At 53.3% G+C, this 23,360-nt stretch carries 25 protein-coding genes; 13 read left to right on the top strand and 12 right to left on the bottom strand.

What is annotated here, in order from left to right:
• Window positions 1–100: 100 nt before the first annotated feature.
• From fabF to yceD, 8 genes are all read right to left on the bottom strand, one after another.
• On the bottom strand, window positions 101–1,342 hold the full coding sequence (gene fabF, locus AC6HVW_RS10965; protein ID WP_024485943.1) for a beta-ketoacyl-ACP synthase II: 1,242 nt from the start codon (window positions 1,340–1,342) through the stop codon (window positions 101–103).
• An 81-nt stretch (window positions 1,343–1,423) separates the two neighbouring features.
• Window positions 1,424–1,660, bottom strand: coding sequence for an acyl carrier protein (gene acpP / locus AC6HVW_RS10960; RefSeq protein ID WP_004719003.1), 237 nt, complete (start codon window positions 1,658–1,660; stop codon window positions 1,424–1,426).
• Between the two features lie 154 nt (window positions 1,661–1,814).
• Window positions 1,815–2,549 (bottom strand): 3-oxoacyl-ACP reductase FabG, encoded by a 735-nt coding sequence (gene fabG, locus AC6HVW_RS10955; protein WP_021178306.1) that lies wholly within the window; start codon window positions 2,547–2,549, stop codon window positions 1,815–1,817.
• A 12-nt stretch (window positions 2,550–2,561) separates the two neighbouring features.
• Window positions 2,562–3,491, bottom strand: coding sequence for an ACP S-malonyltransferase (gene fabD, locus AC6HVW_RS10950; protein WP_021804717.1), 930 nt, complete (start codon window positions 3,489–3,491; stop codon window positions 2,562–2,564).
• Window positions 3,492–3,509: 18 nt separating this feature from the next.
• On the bottom strand, window positions 3,510–4,463 hold the full coding sequence (locus AC6HVW_RS10945; RefSeq protein WP_037374855.1) for a beta-ketoacyl-ACP synthase III: 954 nt from the start codon (window positions 4,461–4,463) through the stop codon (window positions 3,510–3,512).
• A gap of 6 nt (window positions 4,464–4,469) precedes the next feature.
• Window positions 4,470–5,504, bottom strand: coding sequence for a phosphate acyltransferase PlsX (plsX, locus tag AC6HVW_RS10940; protein WP_071680507.1), 1,035 nt, complete (start codon window positions 5,502–5,504; stop codon window positions 4,470–4,472).
• Between the two features lie 12 nt (window positions 5,505–5,516).
• Entirely contained in the window at window positions 5,517–5,684 is a 168-nt protein-coding gene (gene rpmF, locus AC6HVW_RS10935; protein WP_004943042.1) for a 50S ribosomal protein L32, read from the bottom strand.
• 16 nt (window positions 5,685–5,700) lie between these two features.
• Window positions 5,701–6,222 carry a 23S rRNA accumulation protein YceD gene (gene yceD, locus AC6HVW_RS10930; RefSeq protein WP_497569426.1) on the bottom strand — a complete coding sequence of 174 codons (522 nt, stop codon included), beginning with the start codon at window positions 6,220–6,222 and terminating at the stop codon, window positions 5,701–5,703.
• A gap of 141 nt (window positions 6,223–6,363) precedes the next feature.
• On the opposite strand from yceD, the gene AC6HVW_RS10925 reads away from it, so the two are divergent.
• The gene (locus AC6HVW_RS10925; protein WP_071680508.1) at window positions 6,364–6,945 is read left to right on the top strand and encodes a Maf family protein; all 582 of its coding nucleotides are present in this window, start codon (window positions 6,364–6,366) and stop codon (window positions 6,943–6,945) included.
• Window positions 6,946–6,947: 2 nt separating this feature from the next.
• On the opposite strand, the gene rluC is transcribed toward AC6HVW_RS10925, so the two are convergent.
• Entirely contained in the window at window positions 6,948–7,916 is a 969-nt protein-coding gene (gene rluC / locus AC6HVW_RS10920) for a 23S rRNA pseudouridine(955/2504/2580) synthase RluC (RefSeq protein ID WP_021178312.1), read from the bottom strand.
• A 553-nt stretch (window positions 7,917–8,469) separates the two neighbouring features.
• On the opposite strand from rluC, the gene rne reads away from it, so the two are divergent.
• The 7 genes from rne (at window position 8,470) to AC6HVW_RS10885 (ending at window position 16,428) form a co-directional block, all read left to right on the top strand.
• Window positions 8,470–11,790 (top strand): ribonuclease E, encoded by a 3,321-nt coding sequence (gene rne / locus AC6HVW_RS10915; protein WP_071680509.1) that lies wholly within the window; start codon window positions 8,470–8,472, stop codon window positions 11,788–11,790.
• Window positions 11,791–12,041: 251 nt separating this feature from the next.
• Complete coding sequence (gene pyrC / locus AC6HVW_RS10910) at window positions 12,042–13,091, top strand: dihydroorotase (protein ID WP_179244624.1); 1,050 nt, start codon at window positions 12,042–12,044, stop codon at window positions 13,089–13,091.
• A gap of 74 nt (window positions 13,092–13,165) precedes the next feature.
• The gene (gene dinI / locus AC6HVW_RS10905) at window positions 13,166–13,405 is read left to right on the top strand and encodes a DNA damage-inducible protein I (protein WP_021178315.1); all 240 of its coding nucleotides are present in this window, start codon (window positions 13,166–13,168) and stop codon (window positions 13,403–13,405) included.
• A 134-nt stretch (window positions 13,406–13,539) separates the two neighbouring features.
• Window positions 13,540–13,818 (top strand): hypothetical protein, encoded by a 279-nt coding sequence (locus AC6HVW_RS10900; protein ID WP_021178316.1) that lies wholly within the window; start codon window positions 13,540–13,542, stop codon window positions 13,816–13,818.
• Window positions 13,819–14,059: 241 nt separating this feature from the next.
• Window positions 14,060–14,314, top strand: coding sequence for a biofilm formation regulator BssS (gene bssS / locus AC6HVW_RS10895; RefSeq protein ID WP_024485935.1), 255 nt, complete (start codon window positions 14,060–14,062; stop codon window positions 14,312–14,314).
• Window positions 14,315–14,459: 145 nt separating this feature from the next.
• Complete coding sequence (solA, locus tag AC6HVW_RS10890) at window positions 14,460–15,572, top strand: N-methyl-L-tryptophan oxidase (RefSeq protein WP_497569425.1); 1,113 nt, start codon at window positions 14,460–14,462, stop codon at window positions 15,570–15,572.
• Between the two features lie 214 nt (window positions 15,573–15,786).
• Entirely contained in the window at window positions 15,787–16,428 is a 642-nt protein-coding gene (locus tag AC6HVW_RS10885) for a LuxR C-terminal-related transcriptional regulator (RefSeq protein WP_071680512.1), read from the top strand.
• 3 nt (window positions 16,429–16,431) lie between these two features.
• On the opposite strand, the gene AC6HVW_RS10880 is transcribed toward AC6HVW_RS10885, so the two are convergent.
• Window positions 16,432–17,490: an AI-2E family transporter gene (locus AC6HVW_RS10880; RefSeq protein ID WP_071680513.1), complete on the bottom strand. Its 1,059-nt coding sequence runs from the start codon at window positions 17,488–17,490 to the stop codon at window positions 16,432–16,434.
• 428 nt (window positions 17,491–17,918) lie between these two features.
• On the opposite strand from AC6HVW_RS10880, the gene AC6HVW_RS10875 reads away from it, so the two are divergent.
• Window positions 17,919–18,473, top strand: a complete 555-nt coding sequence (locus AC6HVW_RS10875) for a cytochrome b (RefSeq protein ID WP_071680514.1) — start codon at window positions 17,919–17,921, stop codon at window positions 18,471–18,473.
• Window positions 18,474–18,499: 26 nt separating this feature from the next.
• Window positions 18,500–19,078, top strand: a complete 579-nt coding sequence (locus tag AC6HVW_RS10870; protein ID WP_021804728.1) for a YceI family protein — start codon at window positions 18,500–18,502, stop codon at window positions 19,076–19,078.
• Between the two features lie 72 nt (window positions 19,079–19,150).
• On the opposite strand, the gene trhO is transcribed toward AC6HVW_RS10870, so the two are convergent.
• Window positions 19,151–20,203, bottom strand: coding sequence for an oxygen-dependent tRNA uridine(34) hydroxylase TrhO (trhO, locus tag AC6HVW_RS10865; protein ID WP_071680515.1), 1,053 nt, complete (start codon window positions 20,201–20,203; stop codon window positions 19,151–19,153).
• Between the two features lie 208 nt (window positions 20,204–20,411).
• Here trhO and AC6HVW_RS10860 point away from each other — a divergent pair, with 208 nt between their 5' ends.
• On the top strand, window positions 20,412–21,509 hold the full coding sequence (locus AC6HVW_RS10860) for an NADH:flavin oxidoreductase/NADH oxidase (protein WP_046808173.1): 1,098 nt from the start codon (window positions 20,412–20,414) through the stop codon (window positions 21,507–21,509).
• A 19-nt stretch (window positions 21,510–21,528) separates the two neighbouring features.
• Here the strand turns inward: AC6HVW_RS10860 and AC6HVW_RS10855 are convergent, their stop codons facing one another.
• Complete coding sequence (locus AC6HVW_RS10855) at window positions 21,529–21,690, bottom strand: histidine kinase (RefSeq protein ID WP_071680516.1); 162 nt, start codon at window positions 21,688–21,690, stop codon at window positions 21,529–21,531.
• 327 nt (window positions 21,691–22,017) lie between these two features.
• On the opposite strand from AC6HVW_RS10855, the gene AC6HVW_RS10850 reads away from it, so the two are divergent.
• Window positions 22,018–22,938 (top strand): Kdo(2)-lipid IV(A) acyltransferase, encoded by a 921-nt coding sequence (locus AC6HVW_RS10850; RefSeq protein WP_024486561.1) that lies wholly within the window; start codon window positions 22,018–22,020, stop codon window positions 22,936–22,938.
• Window positions 22,939–22,997: 59 nt separating this feature from the next.
• A complete protein-coding gene (locus AC6HVW_RS10845; RefSeq protein ID WP_071680517.1) occupies window positions 22,998–23,282 on the top strand; it encodes a YciI family protein in 285 nt (94 codons plus the stop codon).
• The last annotated feature ends 78 nt before the right edge of the window (window positions 23,283–23,360 follow it).

The following is a 23,360-nucleotide window of genomic DNA, read 5'->3' as shown; positions in this document are numbered from 1 at the left end:
ACTACAGCATAACAGGCGCATACTACGATAAACGGCCTGGAGCCATAAAAAAAGCCCGGTCAAAATGCACCGGGCCTTTATCAACTTAAGTTGGCAATAATTATACGCGACGGAAAATCAGCGAACCGTTGGTGCCACCGAAGCCGAAGGAGTTACACAGCGTGAACTCCATATCTTTGGTCTGGCGCGCTTCGTGTGGTACGAAGTCCAGATCGCAACCTTCATCCGGATTATCCAGATTGATGGTAGGTGGAACGGCCTGATCACGCAAAGCCAACACGGTAAAGATCGACTCAATCGCCCCAGCGGCCCCCAGCAGGTGGCCGGTCATTGACTTGGTGGAGCTGACCATCACCCGGTTGGCATCGCTGCCAAATACGGACTTCACCGCTTGGGTTTCGGCCTTATCACCGGCCGGCGTCGAGGTGCCATGCGCGTTGATATAGCCAATCTGTGACGTTGTCACACCCGCATCACGCAGTGCATTTTCCATCGCCAAGGCGGCACCAGCACCGTTTTCAGGTGGTGATGTCATATGGTAGGCATCGCTGCTCATACCAAACCCGACAATTTCGGCGTAAATTTTCGCACCGCGTTGTTTTGCGTGTTCGTACTCTTCCAGCACCATCATCCCCGCACCATCGCCCAGGACAAAACCATCACGGTCTTTATCCCAGGGGCGGCTTGCGGCCTGTGGGTTGTCATTGCGGGTTGAGAGCGCACGAGCCGCCCCAAAGCCGCCGACACCCAGAGGGGTACTGGCTTTTTCTGCGCCACCGGCCAGCATTACATCGGCATCATTGTAAGCAATGATACGTGCGGCATGGCCAATGTTATGGACACCTGAGGTACAGGCAGTAGCGATGGAAATACTTGGGCCACGCATGCCGTACATAATGGTCAGGTGACCGGCAATCATGTTCACAATGGTCGAAGGCACAAAAAACGGACTGATTTTCCGTGGGCCACCGTTAACCAGTGAGCTATGGTTTTCTTCAATCAACCCCAGGCCGCCGATACCAGAGCCGATAGCGGCACCAATACGATTGGCGTTCGCCTCGTTGATATCCAGCCCCGCATCCTGCATGGCTTGCATGCCGGCGACGATGCCGTATTGAATGAAGGCATCCATCTTGCGCGCATCTTTGCGCGAGATGAAATCTTCACAGTTAAAATTCTTTACCAAGCCAGCAAAGCGCGTTGCATAGGCAGTAGTATCGAAATGGTCGATCAGGCTGATGCCACTCTGACCGGCAAGAAGAGCATTCCATGTGGACTCTACAGTATTGCCGACAGGAGACAACATGCCCAGTCCGGTCACAACTACTCGACGCTTAGACACGTTTGTCCTCCAAGGAGGGAAAATATGACGCTAGGGATAGAAAAAACTTAGGCGGTCGAGTGACCGCCTAGATATGTTCGCTTACTGCTGGCTAGCGTTGATGAAATCAATAGCTGCTTGCACAGTAGTGATTTTCTCAGCTTCTTCGTCTGGAATTTCGGTGTCGAATTCTTCTTCCAGAGCCATTACCAGCTCAACGGTGTCAAGAGAATCAGCGCCCAGGTCTTCAACGAAAGAAGCGTTGTTCAATACTTCTTCCTGCTTAACACCCAGTTGCTCAACAATGATTTTCTTAACGCGTTCTTCGATAGTGCTCATACTCTTAAATTTCCTATCAAAACTCGCTTTCGCGATGGTTTTCGTAGTGTATAAAATGTTGAAAAAGATGCAACTAAATCCCGGCTGGTCAAACCACGATTTTACGCTATTTTGCGGTTTTTACCTCAAATAACGCAAATAGTTTTCGCATTTTTTAAATCATATACATGCCGCCATTGACATGTAACGTTTCACCGGTGATGTAGCTGGCCTCGTCAGAGGCTAAAAATGCAACAGCGCTGGCGATTTCTTTAGCTTCCCCAAGCCGGCTAGCCGGAACCTGAGTCAAAATGCCTGCGCGTTGATCTTCTGTCAACGCCCGTGTCATGTCCGTCTCAATAAAGCCAGGAGCCACGACGTTGACCGTAATGCCACGTGAAGCGATCTCACGTGCCAAAGACTTACTAAAACCAATCAGACCGGCTTTAGCCGCCGCGTAGTTAGCCTGCCCTGCATTCCCCATGGTGCCAACAACGGAACCGATAGAGATGATACGGCCAAACCGCTTTTTCATCATAGCTCGCATTACCGCTTTTGACAGACGGAATACGGAAGTCAGATTGGTGTCCAGGATATCCTGCCACTCCTCATCCTTCATTCGCATCAGCAGGTTATCACGCGTAATCCCGGCATTATTCACTAAAATGTCGATTTCGCCAAATTCTGCACGAATCGAGGTCAAAACGTTGTCGATAGATTGAGCATCAACCACGTTCAGCATATAGCCTTTGCCGTTCTCACCCAGATAGCTGCTGATGGCTTCAGCACCGCTCTCGCTGGTAGCGGTGCCGATAACCTTGGCGCCACGTGCAACAAACAACTCTGCAATAGCCCGGCCAATACCGCGGCTTGCGCCGGTGACCAGGACAATTTTCCCTTCGAAGCTCATGGTTATCCTCTTTTACTGTTCCAACGCCGCAGACAGGCTGGCAGTATCGTTAACCGCTGCCGCCGTCAAAGTGTCGACAATGCGTTTGGTCAGGCCGGTCAGCACTTTGCCTGGGCCCACTTCCAGCAGCAGAGTCACCCCCTCTGCCGCCATAAATTCTACGCTTTCCGTCCAGCGCACCGGGCTGTACAGCTGGCGAACCAACGCACTGCGGATTGCTTCTGGCGCGGTTTCTGCGCGTACATCAACGTTATTGACTACCGGAACCAGCGGCGCGTTGAAGGTGATGTCTTGCAGCGCTACAGCCAGCTTATCGGCAGCCGGTTTCATCAGTGCGCAGTGCGAAGGCACGCTCACCGGCAACGGCAGTGCACGTTTGGCACCGGCCGCCTTGCAAGCTGCACCTGCACGCTCAACCGCTTCTTTGTTGCCCGCGATAACGACCTGCCCCGGAGAGTTGAAGTTCACCGGTGAAACTACCTGGCCTTGAGCAGATTCCTCACAGGCTTTGGCAATCGAGGCATTATCCAGACCGATGATGGCGTACATGGCACCGGTACCTTCCGGTACCGCTTCCTGCATCAGCTTGCCGCGCAACTCTACCAAACGGATAGCCGCAGCAAAATCCAGTACACCGGCACACACCAGCGCCGAGTATTCACCCAGGCTGTGGCCGGCCATCATCACAGGCATATTACCGCCCTGCTGCTGCCAGACACGGAAGATGGCAACGGAGGCCGCCAACAACGCTGGCTGTGTCTGCCAGGTTTTATTCAGCTCTTCTGCCGGGCCAGTCTGTACCAACTGCCACAGATCGTAACCCAAAGCCGCTGATGCGTCGCTAAAAGTTTGTTCCACAATGGGAAACTGTGCGGCCAAATCGGCCAACATGCCAACGGTTTGTGAACCCTGGCCTGGAAAAACAAAAGCAGTTTGCGTCATTTTTTTATTCCTGTTGAATCAAAAGCGAACCAGCGCCGAGCCCCAGGTAAAGCCACCGCCGAATGCTTCCAGCAACACCAGCTGACCACGCTGGATGCGCCCGTCGCGTACGGCTTCGTCGAGCGCCGCAGGTACCGAGGCGGCAGAGGTGTTCCCGTGACGATCGAGCGTCACTACCACTTTCTCCATCCCCATACCCAGTTTTTTTGCCGTTGCGCTGATGATGCGCAGGTTGGCCTGATGCGGAACCAGCCAATCCAGTTCACTGCGGTCAAGATCGTTGGCCTTCAGCGTTTCATCAACGATATGTGCCAGTTCGGTGACTGCCACTTTAAACACTTCATTACCCGCCATGGTGACGTAAGCAGGCTGATCCGGGTTCTGACGATCTTTATTCGGCAGAGCCAGCAGATTGCCATAGCGACCATCGGCATGCAGATGGGTAGAGATAATGCCCTGGTCCTCAGAAGCCCCCAGCACTACCGCGCCAGCACCGTCGCCAAACAGGATGATCGTGCCGCGATCTTCAGGATCGAGCGTGCGCGACAGCACATCGGAGCCGATCACCAGCGCATGTTTTACCGCGCCGTTCTTGACGTACTGATCGGCCACGCTCAAGGCGTAGGTAAAGCCAGCACAGGCCGCCGCGATGTCAAACGCCGCGCAGTCCTGAATACCCAGCATCTGCTGCACCTGGCAAGCAGAACTTGGGAACGCATGGCTTGAGGTGGTGGTCGCCACCACGATCAGGCCGATATCTTCTTTAGCCACACCCGCCATTTCCAGCGCGTGAGACGCGGCATGGAAGCTCATGGTTGCCACGGTTTCATCCGGGGCAGCGATACGACGTTCACGAATACCGGTGCGAGTCACGATCCACTCGTCAGACGTATCCACCATTTTTTCTAAGTCAGCGTTGGTGCGCACTTGTGCGGGTAAGTAACTCCCCGTACCGAGAATCTTTGTATACATGAACGATCAGTCACTCTTGGGTAATACAGCTTCAAGGCGCGCAGCAATCCTGTCCGGAACTTGCCGCTGCACCGCCTGTACAGCCTGTTCGATTGCCACCGCAAACGCGTTTTGGTTTGCAGCGCCGTGGCTCTTGATCACGGTTCCCCGCAATCCTAACAGACATGCACCATTATACTGGTCGGGGTTCAGATGACCAAAACGCCTTGCCACCCTTTTTTGTAACCAACGACCCAACAATTTTAACCACCACGCCTGTTTTCCCCCATCGGAGGATGACTTGAGTAGCGACAAGAACAGTCTTATCACACCTTCCATGGTTTTCAGAGTGACGTTGCCGACAAAGCCGTCGCAGACCATCACATCGGTTTTACCGGTGAGCAGGTCGTTGCCTTCCAGATAACCAATATAGTTGATTGCCTGCGTTTTTTTAAGTACGGCGGAGGCTTCGCGGATATTATCCAGTCCTTTGGTTTCTTCTTCGCCGATATTGAGCAGTGCCACACGTGGCTGCGCGATACCCAATACCTCTTCCGCCATCACTGCTCCCATGACCGCGAACTGCACCAGCATCGTGCTGTCGCATTCTACGTTGGCCCCCAGATCCAGCACCACGGTTTTACCGCGCTGTTGGTTAGGTATTACTGTCATCAACGCCGGGCGTTCAATGCCGTCCAACGGTTTGATCAGCAGCTTGGCCAGCCCCATCAACGCCCCGGTATTCCCTGCACTGACACAAGCCTGCGCCTCACCACTTTTAATCAACTCCAGCGCAATGCGCATAGAGGTGCCTCGGCTGGCCCGGATCGCTTGTGAAGGCTTCGCGTCACCGGCAATAACCGATTCGGCAGGTACGACTTGCAAGCGTTCCAGGACAGACGGATCGGCTTTGGCAAGTAACGGGGAGATGACGTCGGGATCGCCGACTAACAGGAGATGAAGCTGTAAATTAGAGGCCAGTGCCTGCAATGAAGCAGGCACTGTGACGCAGGGACCGAAATCCCCGCCCATTGCATCTAACGCCAGGGTTAGACGAGTCAAAGTATCGCTGACTTAGCCGATAACCTTGCGACCGCGGTAGAAACCGTCGGCAGTGATGTGGTGACGACGATGAGTTTCACCGGAAGTCGCATCTACAGACAAGGTGGTGGTGGTCAGGGCATCGTGTGAACGACGCATGCCACGTTTGGAACGGGTTGGTTTATTTTGTTGTACGGCCATGGACCTTACTCCTCGATTACTTACGCTTTAAACTGGCTAATACGGCAAATGGATTTGGTTTCTCCGCCTCAGGAGGCAGTTTGCCAAACACCATGTCCGCTTCGGACACTTCACAGTGTTCAGATTCATGTACCGGAACGACAGGCAGTGAAAGAATAATTTCATCTTCAATCATTGCCAACAGATCGACTTCGCCAAACTCGTCAACTTCGATCGGTTCGTACGCTTCCGGTAATGCCTCAGCCTGCTCATCATTGACGACCGGGCTAAAACAATATGTTGTGTGGACCTGATACTCAAACGGGACACCACAGCGTTGGCACATCAGCGTTACCGCGACGTCCGCATGCCCTGTTATCACCGCGAGGCGCTGGTTATCAATATCAAACGACAACTGCACTTCGACATCACTGTCCACACTGACCACGGAGTCGGCAACACGTGTAACCAGCTCAGGCGCATAGGAACCAACATAGTCCAGGCGTTTCTGAGCGGTACGTACCGCATCAATGGTCAAGGGTAATTTTACCTTTTGCATAGGGCGCGCATATTAACTTTGTAACGTCATAGAGTCAAAGAAAAAGGCCCTAAAACGGCACCTTTCACCAATATTCGCTTCCAGAGCGGCCGACAGTTTAAGATGAGCGACATATTTACGCTATGGTTTGTGGAAAAAATTATGCAAAGACTCTTACTCGCCTCAACGTCAGTCTACCGCCAGCAACTGTTGGAGAAGCTGCACCTGCCCTTTATTTGTGCGGCACCGCAAACCGATGAAACACCGCTGCCCGGTGAAAGTGCCGAGGCTTTAGTGCTGCGCCTGGCGGCGGCCAAGGCTCAGGCGCTGGCTATGGCCTACCCTGATTATCTGATTATCGGTTCCGATCAGGTCTGCGTGATCGCCGGAGAAATCACCGGTAAGCCCCATAGCGAAGAGAACGCCCGCCAGCAGCTACGTAAGGCCAGCGGCCAGCAGGTGACCTTCTATACCGGTTTGGCGCTCTATAATAGCCGTAGCCAACGCCTACAGGTGATGTGTGAACCTTTCCACGTTCATTTCCGTGCCTTGAGCGAAGTGGAAATCGAAACCTATGTGCGCCTGGAACAGCCGCTCAACTGCGCAGGCAGCTTCAAGAGTGAAGGTTTGGGGATTGCGCTGTTTGATAAGTTGGAGGGCCGCGACCCGAATGCGTTGATTGGCCTGCCGCTGATCGCATTGTTGGAAATGTTGCGGGCTGAAGGGATCAACCCGCTGGTATAAACTTATTTTTTGGCTGCGGCGGTCCGTTGGCGCAATACCTGCAGGCAATGACGCAGTTCGTCATCCATCGGCGCTTCGATGCGCATCGTTTCGCCGGTGGCAGGATGTTCAAAGCGCAGCGCTGCCGCATGCAGGAACAGGCGTTTCAGGCCGGTGCCCGCCAATTGGCGATCGAACTCCCGGTCACCATAACGGTCATCAAAGGCGATCGGATGCCCAGCATGCAAGGTATGCACACGAATCTGGTGGGTACGCCCGGTGATCGGGCTGGCCTTCACCAGCGTGGCATGTTCAAAGCGCTCTTCGATCTTGAAGCGGGTCTCCGAAGGTTTGCCTTCGCTGTTGACGCGGACAATGCGCTCCCCGCTCTGCAAAATATTCTTCAGCAACGGTGCCTGCACCGCTTTGCAGTGCGACTGCCACTCGCCGCGCACCAACGCCAGATAATCCTTCTGCATCCCCTTGAGGCGCAACTGCTCGTGCAGCGAACGCAGCGCCGAACGCTTCTTGGCCACCATCAACACGCCGGAGGTGTCGCGATCCAGACGGTGCACCAGCTCCAGAAAACGTGCTTCCGGACGTAATGCCCGCAATCCTTCGATCACGCCAAAACTCAGGCCACTGCCGCCATGCACCGCCGTTCCCGAAGGTTTGTTGAGCAGCAACAGGTGATCGTCCTCATAAAGGATGCAATCCGCCAGGGCAGCAACTTTATCCAGCTTGGCGGAAACCGGCGCATCTTCACGCTCGGCGACCCGAACCGGAGGAATGCGCACCACGTCGCCCGCCGCCAGTTTATATTCAGCCTTGATGCGGCCTTTATTGACCCGCACCTCGCCTTTGCGCACGATGCGATAAATCATGCTTTTCGGCACGCCTTTCAGGCGGGCAAGCAAAAAATTGTCGATTCTCTGACCGGCTTCGTCGTCAGAAATCGTCACTAATTGTACTGCGGGAATGTTCGTTTTCATGGGGCGGGATTCTAAATAGAGCGCGTCAATAGCGCCACCTCTTTTTATGTGCTTAACTGTCTCTCAGACTGTGAAAGAAACGCCAGCGAACAATAAGGCAGCAAGCAAGGTTGATCGTTTGCGGTTTCCGCCACAGTTAGCGCAAAGTCACCTTGCTATAAAGGTACTTGCAATGGAATAATGCTGTAACTTTCCGTGCCGATCCCCTTGAAACGAGGAGAATTGCGGAATTATACAGTTTGTCTGGTTGCACAAAAACGCAGCAATGGCGTAAGACGTAATGTGAAATCAAACAATTAGCGGGCTGCGGGTTGCAGCTTGGCCGGCAAATGGAATCAGATCTGTCAACATACATCAGAGGCTATTCCCTGAGTCAAAAGCGCTGTGTTTCACAAAGAAATACAGGCTTACCGAGATAATGCGCCCCTATGCAGGCGACAACCGTGAGGTTGACGGCTTTGCGAGAAGACACGGGGTTTTCGGTTTTAACCTGGCCATGAGGTTATTTTGCCCGCAGCTTTGTCGATAATGTAAAAAAAACGAGTAAGTTAAGATGAAAAGAATGTTGATTAACGCAACTCAGCAGGAAGAGTTGCGTGTTGCCCTTGTAGATGGACAGCGGCTGTACGATCTGGATATTGAAAGCCCTGGCCATGAGCAGAAAAAAGCGAATATTTACAAAGGCAAAATCACTCGAATTGAACCTAGTCTCGAGGCCGCGTTCGTTGATTACGGCGCTGAACGACATGGTTTCCTTCCGCTAAAAGAAATCGCTCGCGAATACTTCCCAAGCAATTACTCTTCCCATGGTCGCCCAAACATCAAAGATGTGCTGCGTGAAGGCCAGGAAGTCATCGTTCAGGTTGATAAAGAAGAACGGGGTAATAAAGGCGCCGCCTTGACCACCTTCATCAGCCTGGCCGGTAGCTATCTGGTTCTGATGCCGAACAATCCGCGTGCCGGTGGTATTTCCCGCCGCATCGAAGGTGACGACCGTACCGAACTGAAAGAAGCGCTCTCCTCGCTGCAATTGCCAGACGGCATGGGTCTGATTGTCCGCACCGCTGGCGTTGGCAAATCTGCCGACGCTCTGCAATGGGACCTGTCATTCCGCCTCAAGCACTGGGAAGCGATTAAAAAAGCCGCCGAAGGCCGCCCTGCTCCGTTCCTGATCCACCAGGAAAGCAACGTTATCGTGCGAGCATTCCGCGATTACCTGCGTCCGGACATCGGCGAAATCCTGATCGACAACCCGAAGGTACTCGATCTGGCCAAAGAGCACATCGCTGCCCTGGGCCGCCCGGACTTCAGCAGCAAGATCAAATTGTACAGTGGCGAAATCCCGCTGTTCAGCCATTACCAAATCGAATCACAGATCGAGTCCGCGTTCCAACGTGAAGTGCGTCTACCTTCCGGTGGTTCCATCGTGATTGACACCACCGAAGCCTTGACCGCTATCGATATCAACTCCGCGCGTGCAACCCGCGGTGGCGACATCGAAGAGACCGCATTCAATACCAACCTGGAAGCCGCAGATGAAATTGCTCGCCAATTGCGCCTGCGCGACCTGGGTGGCCTGATCGTTATCGACTTTATCGATATGACCCCGGTTCGTCACCAGCGTGAAGTGGAAAACCGTCTGCGCGATGCCGTCCGCCAGGATCGTGCCCGCATTCAGATTGGCCGTATCTCTCGCTTCGGCCTGCTGGAAATGTCCCGTCAGCGCCTCAGCCCGTCACTGGGTGAGTCCAGCCACCACGTGTGCCCGCGCTGTACCGGTACCGGCACCATCCGTGATAACGAATCGCTGGCGCTGTCTATTCTGCGCCTGATCGAAGAAGAAGCGCTGAAAGAGAACACCAAAGAAGTTCACGCCATCGTACCGGTTCAGGTTGCTTCCTACCTGCTGAACGAAAAACGTGATTCTGTCAGCGCGATCGAGAAGCGCCAGGGTGGCGTGAAAGCGGTCATCGTGCCAAACGATCAGATGCAGACTCCGCATTACTCCGTGCTGCGCGTACGCAAGGGTGAAGAAACACCAACCCTGAGCTACCTGCTGCCGAAGCTGCATGAAGAAGAAATGGCCCAGCCGCAGGATGATGCGCCAGTCGAGCGCAAACGCGAGCAACCGGCTCTGGCTTCCTTCTCTCTGTCACAGGATGCTCCTCCGCAGGAAGAAGAGCCTGTGGTTAGCAAGCCTGCCGTTGCCGCCAAACCGGCAGTTGCATCAGCCCCTGCTGCTGAAGCCAAACCTGGCCTGTTGAGCCGTCTGTTTGGTGGCTTGAAGTCACTGTTCGCCGGTGAAGAAACGCCAGTGGTTGAAGCTAAGCCGGTTGTAGCTGAGAAAACAGAAGACAGCGACAACCGCCGTCAGGATCGTCGTGGCCAACGCCGCCAGGGTTCTGGCCGTAAAGGTGAACGTGGCGAGCGTAAAGAACGTGGCGAAGGGCGTGACAACCGTGAACGTGGTGATCGTGAGCCACGCGAAAATCGCGAGCCGCGTGAACCACGTGAAAACCGTGACGACCAGCGCCGCAACAACCGCCGTAACGCACAGCAACAGACTGCACCAGCGACTGCCAATACCGAAGTGCAGACTGAAGAAGCAGCCAAGGTACAGCGCGAAGATCAGCAACAGCGCCGTGAACAGCGTGCCGAGCGTCAACGCCGTCGTCAGGAAGAAAAGCGCCAGGCTCCGCAAGACGTCAAAGTGCCAGAAACGGCGGAAGTCGTTGTTGCCAGCCATAGCAATGATGAAGATGAAGACCGTCATCAGCAGCCAACCCAGCGTCGTCAACGCCGTCCACTCACGCAGAAAGTTCGCGTCCTGTCGGCGGAAGAAGAACTGCATCGCGCCGCTGAAGAGCTGTTAGCGCCTAAAGTGCCAGTTGCCAAGGTAGAAGAAAGCCAGGCTCCGGTAGTGGCTGAGAACGTTAAACTGTTGCCACAGACCATTGCGGCCCAGTCTGAAGATGATGCGCAAACTGACAACCGTGGAAACGGTGAAAACGGCATGCCACGTCGCTCTCGTCGTTCTCCACGCCATCTGCGCGTCAGTGGTCAGCGCCGTCGTCGCTATCGTGACGAGCGTTATCCGAACCAGTCGCCAATGCCGTTGGCCGGGGCGTTTGCCTCACCAGAGATGGCTTCAGGCAAGGTTTGGATCAGCTATCCTGTGGCACAAGCCGCCGTCTACGTTGAACACGAAGAAGCTCAAGCGCCAGTGGCGGTAGAAACCGTAGCCGTTGCTGCTGCACCGGTGGCTGTTGAAGCCGCTCCTGTTCAGCCTGTAGTCAACGAAGCGCCAAGCGTAGTTGAAACCGCTCCGGCAGTAGCTGAATCGGTAGCAGCACCGATAGTTGAAGCCCCGGTAGAAACTGCACCGGTTGAAACCGTTGTCGAGGCTGTCGTCGCTGCCGAGCCAGCCGCTGTTGTGGTAGATGAAACCGTTGTCAGTGAAACAACTGAGGATGAGACGGTTGCAGATGCCGCAGTACAAGCTGAACCCGTTATTGCTGAGCCCGCAGTGCAAGAGCCTGTAGTTGAAGAAACTGTAGTGGAAGCCGTTGTGGCCGCCCCTGTAGAGGCTACTGTAACCGCAGAGCCGGAAGTCGTGTCAGCACAGCCAGAGGCTGCTCCAGCTCCAGTGCAAGCGGTCCCAGTGGTTGCACAACCGCAACCGGCACTCTACAAGCATATCGCTACCGCCCCAATGACCAAAGCGCCTGCGCCGGATTATCAGCCGGAAGCCGCGAAGACCAGCGAGTGGCAGCGCCCTTCCTTCAACTTTGACGGAAAAGGTTCTGCTGGCGGCCATGCAGCGGCGAATCAGGCCACTGCTCCAGCGACCAAACCGCAGCCGGTTAACGACTAAGTTAATCCCTGCCATAAAAAAACCCGCCTAAATGGCGGGTTTTTTCTTACTACTGAACACTCATACCCTTCTTTTCAGTTTGTTAACGCTCAATGCCCAAGTTGCTCTGTTCGCCTAAGCCAACTGATTTCAACTTGTCATTAACTAACAGATGCATCCAAACCGTTTTCCGCTTATCCTTTCACCCCGGCGTGAATAACCCCCGTTTATTCGCTTTTATTAAGATTTTTTGACCGCCGGAGCTCTGCACCATGACCGCACAACCCCAAGCCCTGAAAATCCGCCGCCCTGACGACTGGCATATCCATTTGCGTGACGACGACATGCTGAAAACGGTTCTGCCCTATACCAGTCAGGTGTTTGGCCGGGCGATTGTGATGCCGAACCTGGCCCCACCGATCACCACCGTTGCCGCGGCACGTAGCTATCGTGAACGTATTCTGGCTGCGCTCCCCGCAGAACATAACTTCACGCCGTTGATGACCTGCTACTTGACGGATTCCCTCGCTGCGGCGGAGCTGGTCAACGGGTTTGAGCAAGGGGTGTTCACCGCTGCCAAGCTCTATCCAGCCAATGCCACCACCAATTCCAGCCACGGCGTGAGCGATGTGACCGGGATTTATCCCCTGCTTGAGCAGATGCAGAAGATGGGTATGCCGCTGCTGATCCATGGTGAAGTCACCGATGCCAGCGTGGATATCTTCGATCGCGAGGCTCGCTTTATCGAACAGGTGATGGAGCCGGTACGCCGCCAGTTCCCGGAATTAAAAATCGTATTCGAGCATATCACTACCCGGGAAGCCGCTCAGTACGTGCAGGAAGGCAATCGTTTCCTTGGTGCCACCATTACGCCACAGCACCTGATGTTTAACCGCAACCACATGCTGGTAGGCGGGATCCGGCCACACCTGTTCTGCCTGCCAATCCTCAAGCGTAACATCCATCAGGAAGCGTTACGCAGCGCCGTTGCCAGCGGTTGTGACCGTTTCTTCCTCGGCACCGATTCGGCACCTCATGCCAAACACCGTAAAGAGACCAGCTGTGGCTGTGCAGGGGTATTTAACGCCCCGAACGCGATGCCCGCCTATGCCACCGTATTTGAACAATTGGGCGCGCTGGAGCATCTGGAAGCCTTCAGCTCGCTGAATGGCCCGCGCTTCTACGGCTTGCCGGTTAACCAGGACTTTATCACGCTGCAACGCCTGCCGGTGTCCCAGCCAGAGGAGATCACGTTGGGTAATGAAGCCGTGGTGCCCTTCCTGGCCGGTGAGACCATTAACTGGTCAGTGACCGACTGCTAAATATTTTATTTCTGCTCTTGCCTCCGGCGCCAGTTGACTGTATAAATATCCAGTAGACAGTTCCGGGGGCAATTATGCGTGTTGAAGTCACTATAGATAAAACCAAACCACTGCCGCCGGGGGCTATCGAAGCCCTGACCGGCGAATTCAGTAAACGGGTCAATCGCCAGTTTCCTGACACTACCGTCCAGATCCGTTATGCCGGTGCCAATGGCCTTTCCGTCATGGGCGGTGCCAAAACAGATAAAGACCTGATCGAGGAGATACTCCAGGAAACCTGGGAAAGTGCCGACGATTGGTTCAGTGCAGAATAATTCTGCAATGTAGTTGTTGCCGGGGGTCGCTCTCCGGCTTTTTTGTTTCTGCCGTATCGTCGTTTTGCCTGGAAGAAACAGCACTTGTGGTCTGTAATGATTAGACAACTTATGGTGCAACAAAGGTATAAACAATGGTTCCTGATAAAGACAAGCCCGAAGAAGCGATGACCTTTGGCGAGTTGCTGGCCCTGATCGCCGATCAAAAACGGCGACTGAGCGTACTCGAGGTCGCTTTCTCTTATTTGTCTTTTGGCTTGAATGACAAAGCCAACCAGTTGCTGATCCACAGCCTGAAACTGGAAGCACAAAATCAGAACCGCGATCCTGAAATGCAAAAGCATTTCGCCCATTTGGCAGCCGAATTGGAAAGTCATGCGCACGTGAAACTTCCTCCTGCCGCCGAAGAGTAATATTGTTAGATGACTTAAGCACGGGCGCAGCATGCAGCTGCCCCAACCCTTTACCTAAAACCCCCAGCTATCCACTCCGCTAGCCGATTAATTACGCAAAAAATATTTATTTGCAATAAACCGCAGGAAAACACCCCACGCCAGATCCTGAATGCGTATACTGTAAAAGCTCACCATGAAGGTGAGACACATTGATCCTCGTTAGTAACTCCAGCTAGTCACTACTTGATAAGGGGTCTTTATGGACAGAAATGATGAAGTAATACAGACACATCCGCTTGTTGGCTGGGATATCAGTACCGTCGATGTTTATGATGCCATGATGATTCGCCTTCATTACCTGTCTTCACTAGACCAAACAGCCGAAGAAGCGCAAGTGGATCGGACTCTTTGGCTAACCACAGACGTTGCCCGCCAATTAATCAATATTTTAGAGGCTGGCATCGCCAAGATAGAATCTACGGATTATTTAGACCTTGATCGAAGAAAACATTAACCCATTCACCCTCAACCGCTAAGGCGTCGGTAATTAACCGGCGCCTTTTCTTTTGTATCGACCCGCATCGGTTCATGGTGCATTACCGCCGCCAAACTCTTATCATATCCGCCATCAGCGACACATCGAAGAAAGGACATGGCACGTGGAATATGACTTGATCATCGTGGGTAGTGGCTCGGTTGGGGCTGCTGCAGGCTATTATGCGACAGCCGCAGGCCTTAAGGTCTTAATGATCGACAGCGCTTTCCCCCCGCATCGTCAGGGCAGCCACCACGGCGATACCCGTATCATCCGCCATGCTTACGGCGAGGGCGAAAAATATGTGCCTTTTCTGCTGCGTGCCCAGGCACTGTGGAATGGATTAGAGCAGAAAAGCGGCGACAAGCTGTTTCATCCCTGTGGCGTACTCACCCTGGGGTCCCAAGACAGTGAATTTGTCACCATGGCACAGCGCAGTGCCAAAAACTTTAACCTCAATACCGAGTTACTGAGCGCCGAACAGATCCAACAACGCTGGCAAGAGTTCACCGCGCCAGCGGGTTATGTCGGCCTGTTCGAACCAGATGCAGGAATACTGCGCTCGGAACTGATTGTTGCCAGCTACGTCAGATTGGCCAGAGAAGCGGGCTGCGCCCAACTGTTTAATTGCCCGGTTACCGCCATCGAGCCAATCGAGCAAGGGGTTGAGGTCGTGACTTCAGAGGGGCGCTACCAAGGGCGTAAAGCCGTGGTCTGCGCGGGAACCTGGGTCAAAAATCTGTTACCACAGCTTCCTGTTTCACCGGTGCGTAAGGTGTTTTCGTGGTATCAGGCAGATGGTCGTTACAGCGAAAACAACCGCTTTCCGGCTTTCACCGTTGAAGCGCAAGACGGCTGCCACTACTACGGTTTCCCCTCTGAGAATGACGGCTTAAAGGTCGGTAAACATGATGGTGGACAACCGATGGAGACAGCGGATCAGCGCAAGCCGTTCGGCTCCCTGGCCAGCGACGGTACCGAAGTATTCGGCTTTCTGCGCCACTTCCTGCCAGGGCTTGGCGTCTGTCTGCACGGTGAAGCCTGTAGCTATGATATGAGCCCGGATGAAGACTTTATTATCGACACCCTGCCTGGCTGCCAACGCCTGATGGTGATCACCGGCCTGAGTGGCCACGGATTTAAGTTTGCCAGCGTACTGGGTGAGATAGCCGCGCTGTTTGCGCAAGATAAGCCTTTATCCCTGGATATCACACCCTTCAGCCTGCGGCGTTTCTGACCGTTCAATCCCCTGTTCGCCCCGCTCTGGCCAGCGGCAGGGGAAAACCCCAGCGATATGAATACACCAACATACTGATATTACTGAAAAATAAGCTATAGACGGAAATATCTTCCTATAGCCACTGGATTTCCGAATTGATCCCACAACCGGGTAAGGCCTATTTTACATAGTTAGGCTCTAGCCGTTTTGTATCTTCAACAAGGACGTCACTATGAAACTACTCGTTGTGGACGAATGCTGTTTCACTCGTATTGGGATTGCCAACCACTTTACTGACAACGTATTTACGTCAGTAAACTGCTGCCCAGACATCGACACCGCACTCCCTCTACTCGCCAGTTTCAAACCCAGCCATATTTTGGTAAATCTGACCAACTACTGCCGCTGCACAACCGATAATCAACTGCTTTCCGCGTTTATCACGGCGGCGTGGCGTGCAACGGTACATATTTATCTGGATGCTCCTTATCCCTACAATGAAAGCCCACTGCGCATTGCCAGCAATACTTTTTTATTTAACAAAGCCGTACTCCCCGTTGCGCTAAAAACGCTAAGTAAAATCCCAAGTGAGCTAATGAAGGATGAAGAGGCTCATTCGCTTTTCAGCCCGCAAGAATTGACGGTAATGCGCTATTGGATGTCCGAAATGCCGAATTATCGCATCGCCAAGAAATTACAGATCAGCGCCCATACGGTGTACGTGCATAAACGCCATATCACCGAGAAAATCAACGTGCGTAACCGGCTTGAATTTTATTCACTGTATAACATACTGCGTTATTTCTATCCGCCAGAACCCACCACCTTTAAGCCGGTGGGTTCGGCTTCGTTAGAACTACGGGCCGCCGTTTAAGCTTCATTTCGGCGTGATTTCGTTTATCTGGCGCCCATCACCGAGGAGCATGGCCACCTTGCGTCCTCCATCCATGGTTTCCAACGTGATGCGCGCGATAATGGTCAAGGGGACCGAAAGCAGCATCCCCACAGGCCCCATCAGCCAGCCCCAGAAGATCAGGGAAAGAAACACCACCAGCGTAGAAAGCCCCAGCCCACGGCCCATGATCCGCGGTTCCAGCATATTACCGATGATCAGGTTGATCAGAATATAGCCCGCAGCCACTACGGCCGCATCGGCAAAGCCGTTAAACAGCAAAGCCTGGATCAGCGGCGGAATAGCAGCAATGATCGAGCCAATATTGGGCACATAGTTGAACATGAACGCCATCATGCCCCAGATAAAGGCAAAACGAACGCCAACCCAACTCAGAAAGCCCCAGACGATCAGGCCAGTTGCCAGGCTGATGGCGGTCTTTATCACCAGATAGTGTGTGACCCCCTGCAAGGCCCGGCGGATAGTGGCCATCCCTTCGGTGGGATTATCCAGCGCCTGCTGCAGCTTAAAGGGCAATACCTTCACCTCAAACAGCATAAAGACCACCGTCATCAATAACAGGAAGATGCTGGTCATAGCCCCGGAAAGGTGCCCCAGCAGGCGAGTCACCAGGTTCATGGTGGCACCAGGATCGACGTATTTGACCACCGCATCTGCCGAGAAGGTAATATCCAGATTGAAGCGTTGCGCCTGGTATTGCAGTTCACCCAGCTTCTCCAGCATCATGCCCCGATACTGCGGCAAGGAGCGAGCAAACTCATTTAATGAAGCACCCAGCATACCAATCAAGGTCAGCAACAGCACAACGATGGTAATCACCAACAGCGTCACCCCCAGCGCCCTAGGCACACGAAAGCGTTCCAGTAGCAGTACCAGCGGGTTTAACACAATGGCCAAGAACACCGCCAGCAGGAATGGCACCACAATATCTGCCGCCGCCTTTATGCCAGCCAGGATCACCACCAGCATGGCCAGCATCATGATCAAACGTAGCTTGCGGTCATTAAACTCGGGTATACCCATGAAATTTCCTTGTGTGATACAGGCCCGCCAGAGCCACTGATAAATACATGTTAGCAAATTATTCCTTGCTGTCGCAGGCATATTACCCTCAAGTTGCTGAAGGAATTAAATTAATCCTGGTCGACAGGGTGAACAAATAATCGTCGCTAGTCGTTATTCAATTATTTGCCAAGGTTTCCGATGGTATTTACGAAAAATGACAAAAGCTGACAATGAAGAATAAAATCGATAGATTTCAATTGGCCGGTGTTTCCCCAGCATTGCCAAAAAAACACCTTCTCCAACGATTCCTTTGACCAACTTGCCACAACTCAAACAAATCTACTGATTAATATTTTTATGATGTTACTTAGTTAAATTTATTATTGATTTATGTTTCTTAAAGTTTAAGTATTGCTGTCGGTAAATGAGTTTTGTAAGGAAAACTGATGCTCTGGAAAAATACCGCCGACCGCTTTGGTCACGTTTCTGTACTGATCCACTGGCTGGTGGCGCTGACCGTTTACGGCATGTTCGCCCTCGGATTATGGATGGTGACGCTGGGCTACTACGACGTTTGGTATCACCAGGCGCCGGAGATCCACAAAAGTATTGGCACGCTGCTGTTTATCGTCATGGTGGTACGGGTGGTTTGGCGCTTTATCTCGCCGCCGCCAAAGCCTCTGGCCAGTTATAGCCGTCTTACGCGTATCAGTGCCGTGCTCGCCCATATCGCACTTTACACCGTGCTGTTCGCCATCCTGATCAGCGGCTACCTGATCTCGACCGCCGATGGTCAGGCAATCAGCGTATTTGGCTGGTTTGACGTACCGGCTAGCGTGACAGGTTTGCCACAGCAGGCCGACACCGCCGGGACTATCCACCTTTATCTGGCTTGGGCCGTCGTCGTGCTTTCGGTACTGCACGCCCTGGCTGCGCTTAAACATCACTTTATTGATCGTGATGTTACTTTGAAACGGATGCTGGGTCGCAGCACCGATTAACCCTTTGGATTTATGGAGATATTGCTATGTTGAAGAAAACCGTATTAGGCCTGGCCGCAGGCGCCCTACTGTTAAACGCCGGTTCCGCTCTGGCGGCCAACTATAAAATCGACAAACAAGGCCAGCACGCCTTTATCGAATTCCGCATCCAGCACCTGGGCTACAGCTGGATTTATGGCTCTTTCAAAGATTTTGACGGTGGCTTCACCTTCGATGAAAAAGACCCTGCTAACGATAAAGTCAACGTAACCATTAACACCGCAAGCGTAGACACCAACCACGCCGAGCGTGACAAGCACCTGCGCAGCGCCGATTTCTTGAACGTCGAAAAGAACAAGCAGGCTACCTTTACCTCTACCGAAGTGAAAAAAGACGGTGAAGGTTATGCTGTAGTCGGCAACCTGACGTTGAACGGCGTGACCAAGCCGGTCACACTGGCAGCCAAACTGGTCGGCGAAGGTAAGGATCCTTGGGGCGGTTACCGCGCCGGTTTCGAAGCCAACGGTAAAATCAAGCTGAAAGACTTTGGCATCACCACCGACCTCGGCCCGGCTTCCCAGGAAGTTGAGCTGATCATCTCGGTCGAAGGCGTTCGCGAGAAGTAATACATTCTTTATACAACAAGGGCGCTGAATTTTCAGCGCCCTTGTTACTATTTCTATCCTACGCGCAACACCCTACTCTTTCGGTTCTGGGATATGCATGGTGGTTTGCAACAGCCCTTTGGACTTATTGAAGATTTTTACGCCATTCTCGCGGCCAGCCCGGCGGGCTCGCTGTTCTTCACGCGGTAATTTCAGCTCTTCACGGCAGGTCTCGCTGCAGCAGCCAGCAAACTTCTCGGCACAGCTTGGGCACTGGATAAACAGCAGATGGCAGCCGTCGTTCAGGCAGTTGGTATGAGTATCACAGGGCGCACCGCACTGATGGCAGTTGGCAATCACGTCCTCTGAGATACGTTCCCCCATGCGCTCGTCAAACACAAAGTTCTTGCCGATGAACTTCAGTGGCAACCCCTTCGCCTTCGCCTGGCGGGCATACTCGATAATACCGCCTTCCACGTGATAGACGTTTTTGAAGCCATTATGCAGCATATAGGCGCTGGCTTTCTCACAACGGATCCCACCGGTACAGTACATGACAATATTTTTGTCTTTCTGCTCCTGTAGCATCTCCACCGCCATCGGTAGCTGATCGCGGAAGGTGTCGGAAGGCACTTCGATCGCCTTCTCAAAGTGCCCGACCTCGTACTCATAGTGGTTGCGCATATCGACAAACACCGTATTCGGATCGTCGATCATCTGGTTAACGCGATCGGCCTGCAGATACTCACCCACATTGGCAGGGTTGAAGGTCTCATCTTCAATCCCATCGGCCACAATACGTTCACGCACTTTCAGACGCAGTACCCAGAAGGATTTGCCATCGTCTTCCAGCGCAATATTCAGACGCACCTGATCCAGAGCCGGGTGCGAAGCAAACAGCACGGCTTTGAACGCGTCAAAGTGACTCTGCGGCACGCTGATCTGCGCATTGATGCCCTCTTTGGCCACGTAGATACGGCCAAACACCTTCAGCTTATCGAACTGAATATACAGGCTATCGCGAAATGCCTTGGGGTCGTCAATGGTGAAATATTTATAAAAAGAAACTGTGGTGCGTGGCTCGGTTTCGGCCAGCATACGCGCCTTCAGTTCCTCATTAGAAATTCGGTTATGTAACACTGGCATGGTGTACTTTCCTGTCTTTCGGGAGGTGACTGATTGAGTGCCCACGGGCCGTTAGCCCGCGCGCGGCGCACATCATACCCGAAAATAGGCGGCAACACAGCATTAACCCAGCGGCAATGATTTCCGCACAAAGCTTGACGTTATTGGCAAATACCGATAAGCCTAGTGCAAGTTGTAGCAACGAATTTTGACGGACCTTGAGGAAATTATGAGCCAGCTGTTTACTCCGATCACCCTGGGGCTACTGCGGTTGCCTAACCGTATCATTATCGCCCCCATGTGCCAGTACTCTGCCGACAATGGCAAAGCCACCGAGTGGCATACAATGCACCTCGGCCATCTATCCCTTTCCGGGGCGGGTTTGCTGATTGTGGAAGCCACTGCGGTTTCACCGGAAGGCCGTATTTCTCCGGGGGATCTGGGCCTGTGGGACGACGCTACCGAACAGGCACTTGCCGACGTGGTTCAGGCCGTAAAAAAACACGCCACCATGCCTTTGGGGATCCAACTGGGGCATGCTGGCCGCAAAGCTTCATGCGCCCTTCCCTGGCAAGGCGGGGCTCAGTTGGCCAAGAGTGAGGGCGGCTGGCAAACACTTTCTGCCTCCAACCAGCCCTTTAACCCTCTGGATGAGGCTCCACAGGCCATGAGCCTGGAGCAAATCGAGCAGTTAAAGGCACAGTTTGTTGCAGCGGCACGGCGCGCCGACCGTCTCGGCTTCGATCTGATCGAATTGCACGGGGCGCATGGTTACCTGTTGCATCAGTTCCTTTCGCCACTGGCCAATCAGCGCACCGATCAATACGGCGGATGTCTGCAAAATCGTATGCGATTGTTGCTGGAAATTTTCAGCGAGGTGCGGGCGGTGTTCCCCGCCAACAAAGCGCTTGGCGTGCGGATCTCCGCCAGTGACTGGGTTGAAGGCGGCTGGAACGAACAGCAATCCGTTGAGCTGACCAGCGCTTTAAAGGAATTGGGCTGCGATTACATTCATATTTCCAGCGGCGGCCTGTCGCCGCAGCAAAAAATCCCGGTGGGGCCGAACTACCAGGTCCCCTTTGCCGAAACCATCAAACATAAAGTAGGGATACCAACCATCGCCGTGGGGTTGATCACCGAACCGGAACAGGCAGAAGCGATCGTCGCCACCGGTCAGGCCGATATGGTCGCGCTAGCGCGCGGTATTCTCTATAACCCCCGCTGGCCGTGGCACGCAGCTGCAAAGCTGGGGGCCCAAGTGCAGGCTCCGCCACAGTATTGGCGCTCAGAACCACACCGGGTGAAAGGATTGTTCAAAGATCATTAAAACGGCCTCAAGCGGGTGTTTAGCGCCCGCTTGACCATTCCGTAGCCCCCGAGAGGATCGTCCCCGCCAGCAACCCGATCCCCGCGACGGTTAACAAAGGGTTGTACTGCATATAGGCACCAAGACAGCCAAGTAACCCACCGATCACCAATAGCCCAGCGCTTAACCATGATGCCAACATAGTTACCTCCTGAATCAATAAACGAATAAAATACCGCCTGAGTTATAGGTCGACTCTTACTTCATTTGACCAAAAAAACAACAACCACACCTGATTTAGGCCTAAAAAGGGTGTTTTAATGCGGTGAGTTTTCCTGTTACATAAGAAAAATGTCACAATACGCTACTATAAACGGCAGAAAACCATCGCATAGACCGAGTCGTTCAAGCAACCCGTGGTCAGCAAAAAATTCTGATTGCGACCCAAAACACGACTTATGGCAACTCGACGTGTCTATGCATTTTATCTGTCATTACTGTTAAATGACTGCTTTTAAGCTGAGAACCCATGACGCAAGTTCCTTCTTTCAATCGATCTTTACTGCATCCGCGCTACTGGCTCACCTGGTTTGGCATCGCCTTACTCTACCTGCTGGTCCTGCTGCCATACCCAATTATTTATCGTTTGGGGACCGGATTGGGTCGCTTTTCAATGCGTTTCCTGAAACGCCGGCGAGCGATAACTGAGCGTAACCTGGAGCTGTGCTTTCCGGATATGCCGAGAGCCGAACGTGATGCGTTGATCGCCAAGAACTTCGAATCCGTGGGGATGGGGCTGTTTGAAACCGGCATGGCCTGGTTCTGGCCCAACTGGCGTATCGAGCGCTGGTTCAGCGTCAGCGGCCTGGAGCACATTCAAAAGGCACGGGACAATCATCAAGGGGTGCTGCTGATTGGCCTGCACTTCCTGACGCTGGAGTTGGGGGCTCGTATCTTTGGCATCCACAATCCGGGTATCGGCGTCTACCGTCCACACGATAACAAGCTGATGGACTGGCTACAGACCTGGGGCCGTATGCGCTCGAACAAATCCATGCTGGATCGTAAAGACGTCAAAGGGATGATCCGCGCCCTGAAACAGGGTGAGATCATCTGGTACGCACCGGATCATGACTACGGCCCGCGCAGCAGCGTGTTTGCCCCGCTGTTTGCAGTGGAAAAAGCAGCGACCACCACCGGCAGCTATGTGTTGATACGCATGGGGAAACCGGCGATCATTCCCTTTACGCCACGCCGCCTGCCTGAAGGTAAAGGGTACGAACTCATCATGCAGCCAGCAGTGGAAAATTTCCCGCTGGATAACGAAGTCGAGGCTGCAGCCTTTATGAACAAGGTGGTAGAAAAAGAGATCCTGATGGCGCCGGATCAATATATGTGGCTACACCGCCGCTTCAAGACCCGCCCAGAAGGTGAGCCTTCTCTCTATTAATCGCTACGGGCCGAGATGGCCCGCATGATATTGTCGCTTTCCCAGCAACAGGAGCTTCTATGTATATCGTCAGCCTGACCTACCACCGCCCGATTGAAGAAGTAGAAAGCCATCTTGAAGGGCATATCGCCTGGTTGAAGCACCATTTTCAAGCAGGCAGCTTTATTGCCTCTGGCCGTAAGAACCCACGTACTGGCGGCGTGATCCTGGCAAAAGACATGGAGCGCTCCAAGCTGGATGCCATCCTGGCAGAAGATCCCTTCGTCGCCGTGGCCAATTATGAGGTGACAAACGTCGCTCTCACCACTACCAGCGCCGGATTCGAAGCCTTGGCCGGCGCCTGAAACCCTCGTTCCCGCGTTGTCCTACGCGGGAATAGTTGTCATTCTCCGTTTTAAAACTTTATTTCATTTTCACGCAAA

Source organism: Serratia sp. NCCP-200, from assembly GCF_059697885.1.
The sequence above is the reverse complement of the archived record's forward strand: the minus strand, read 5'-3'. Positions and strand labels throughout refer to the sequence as shown.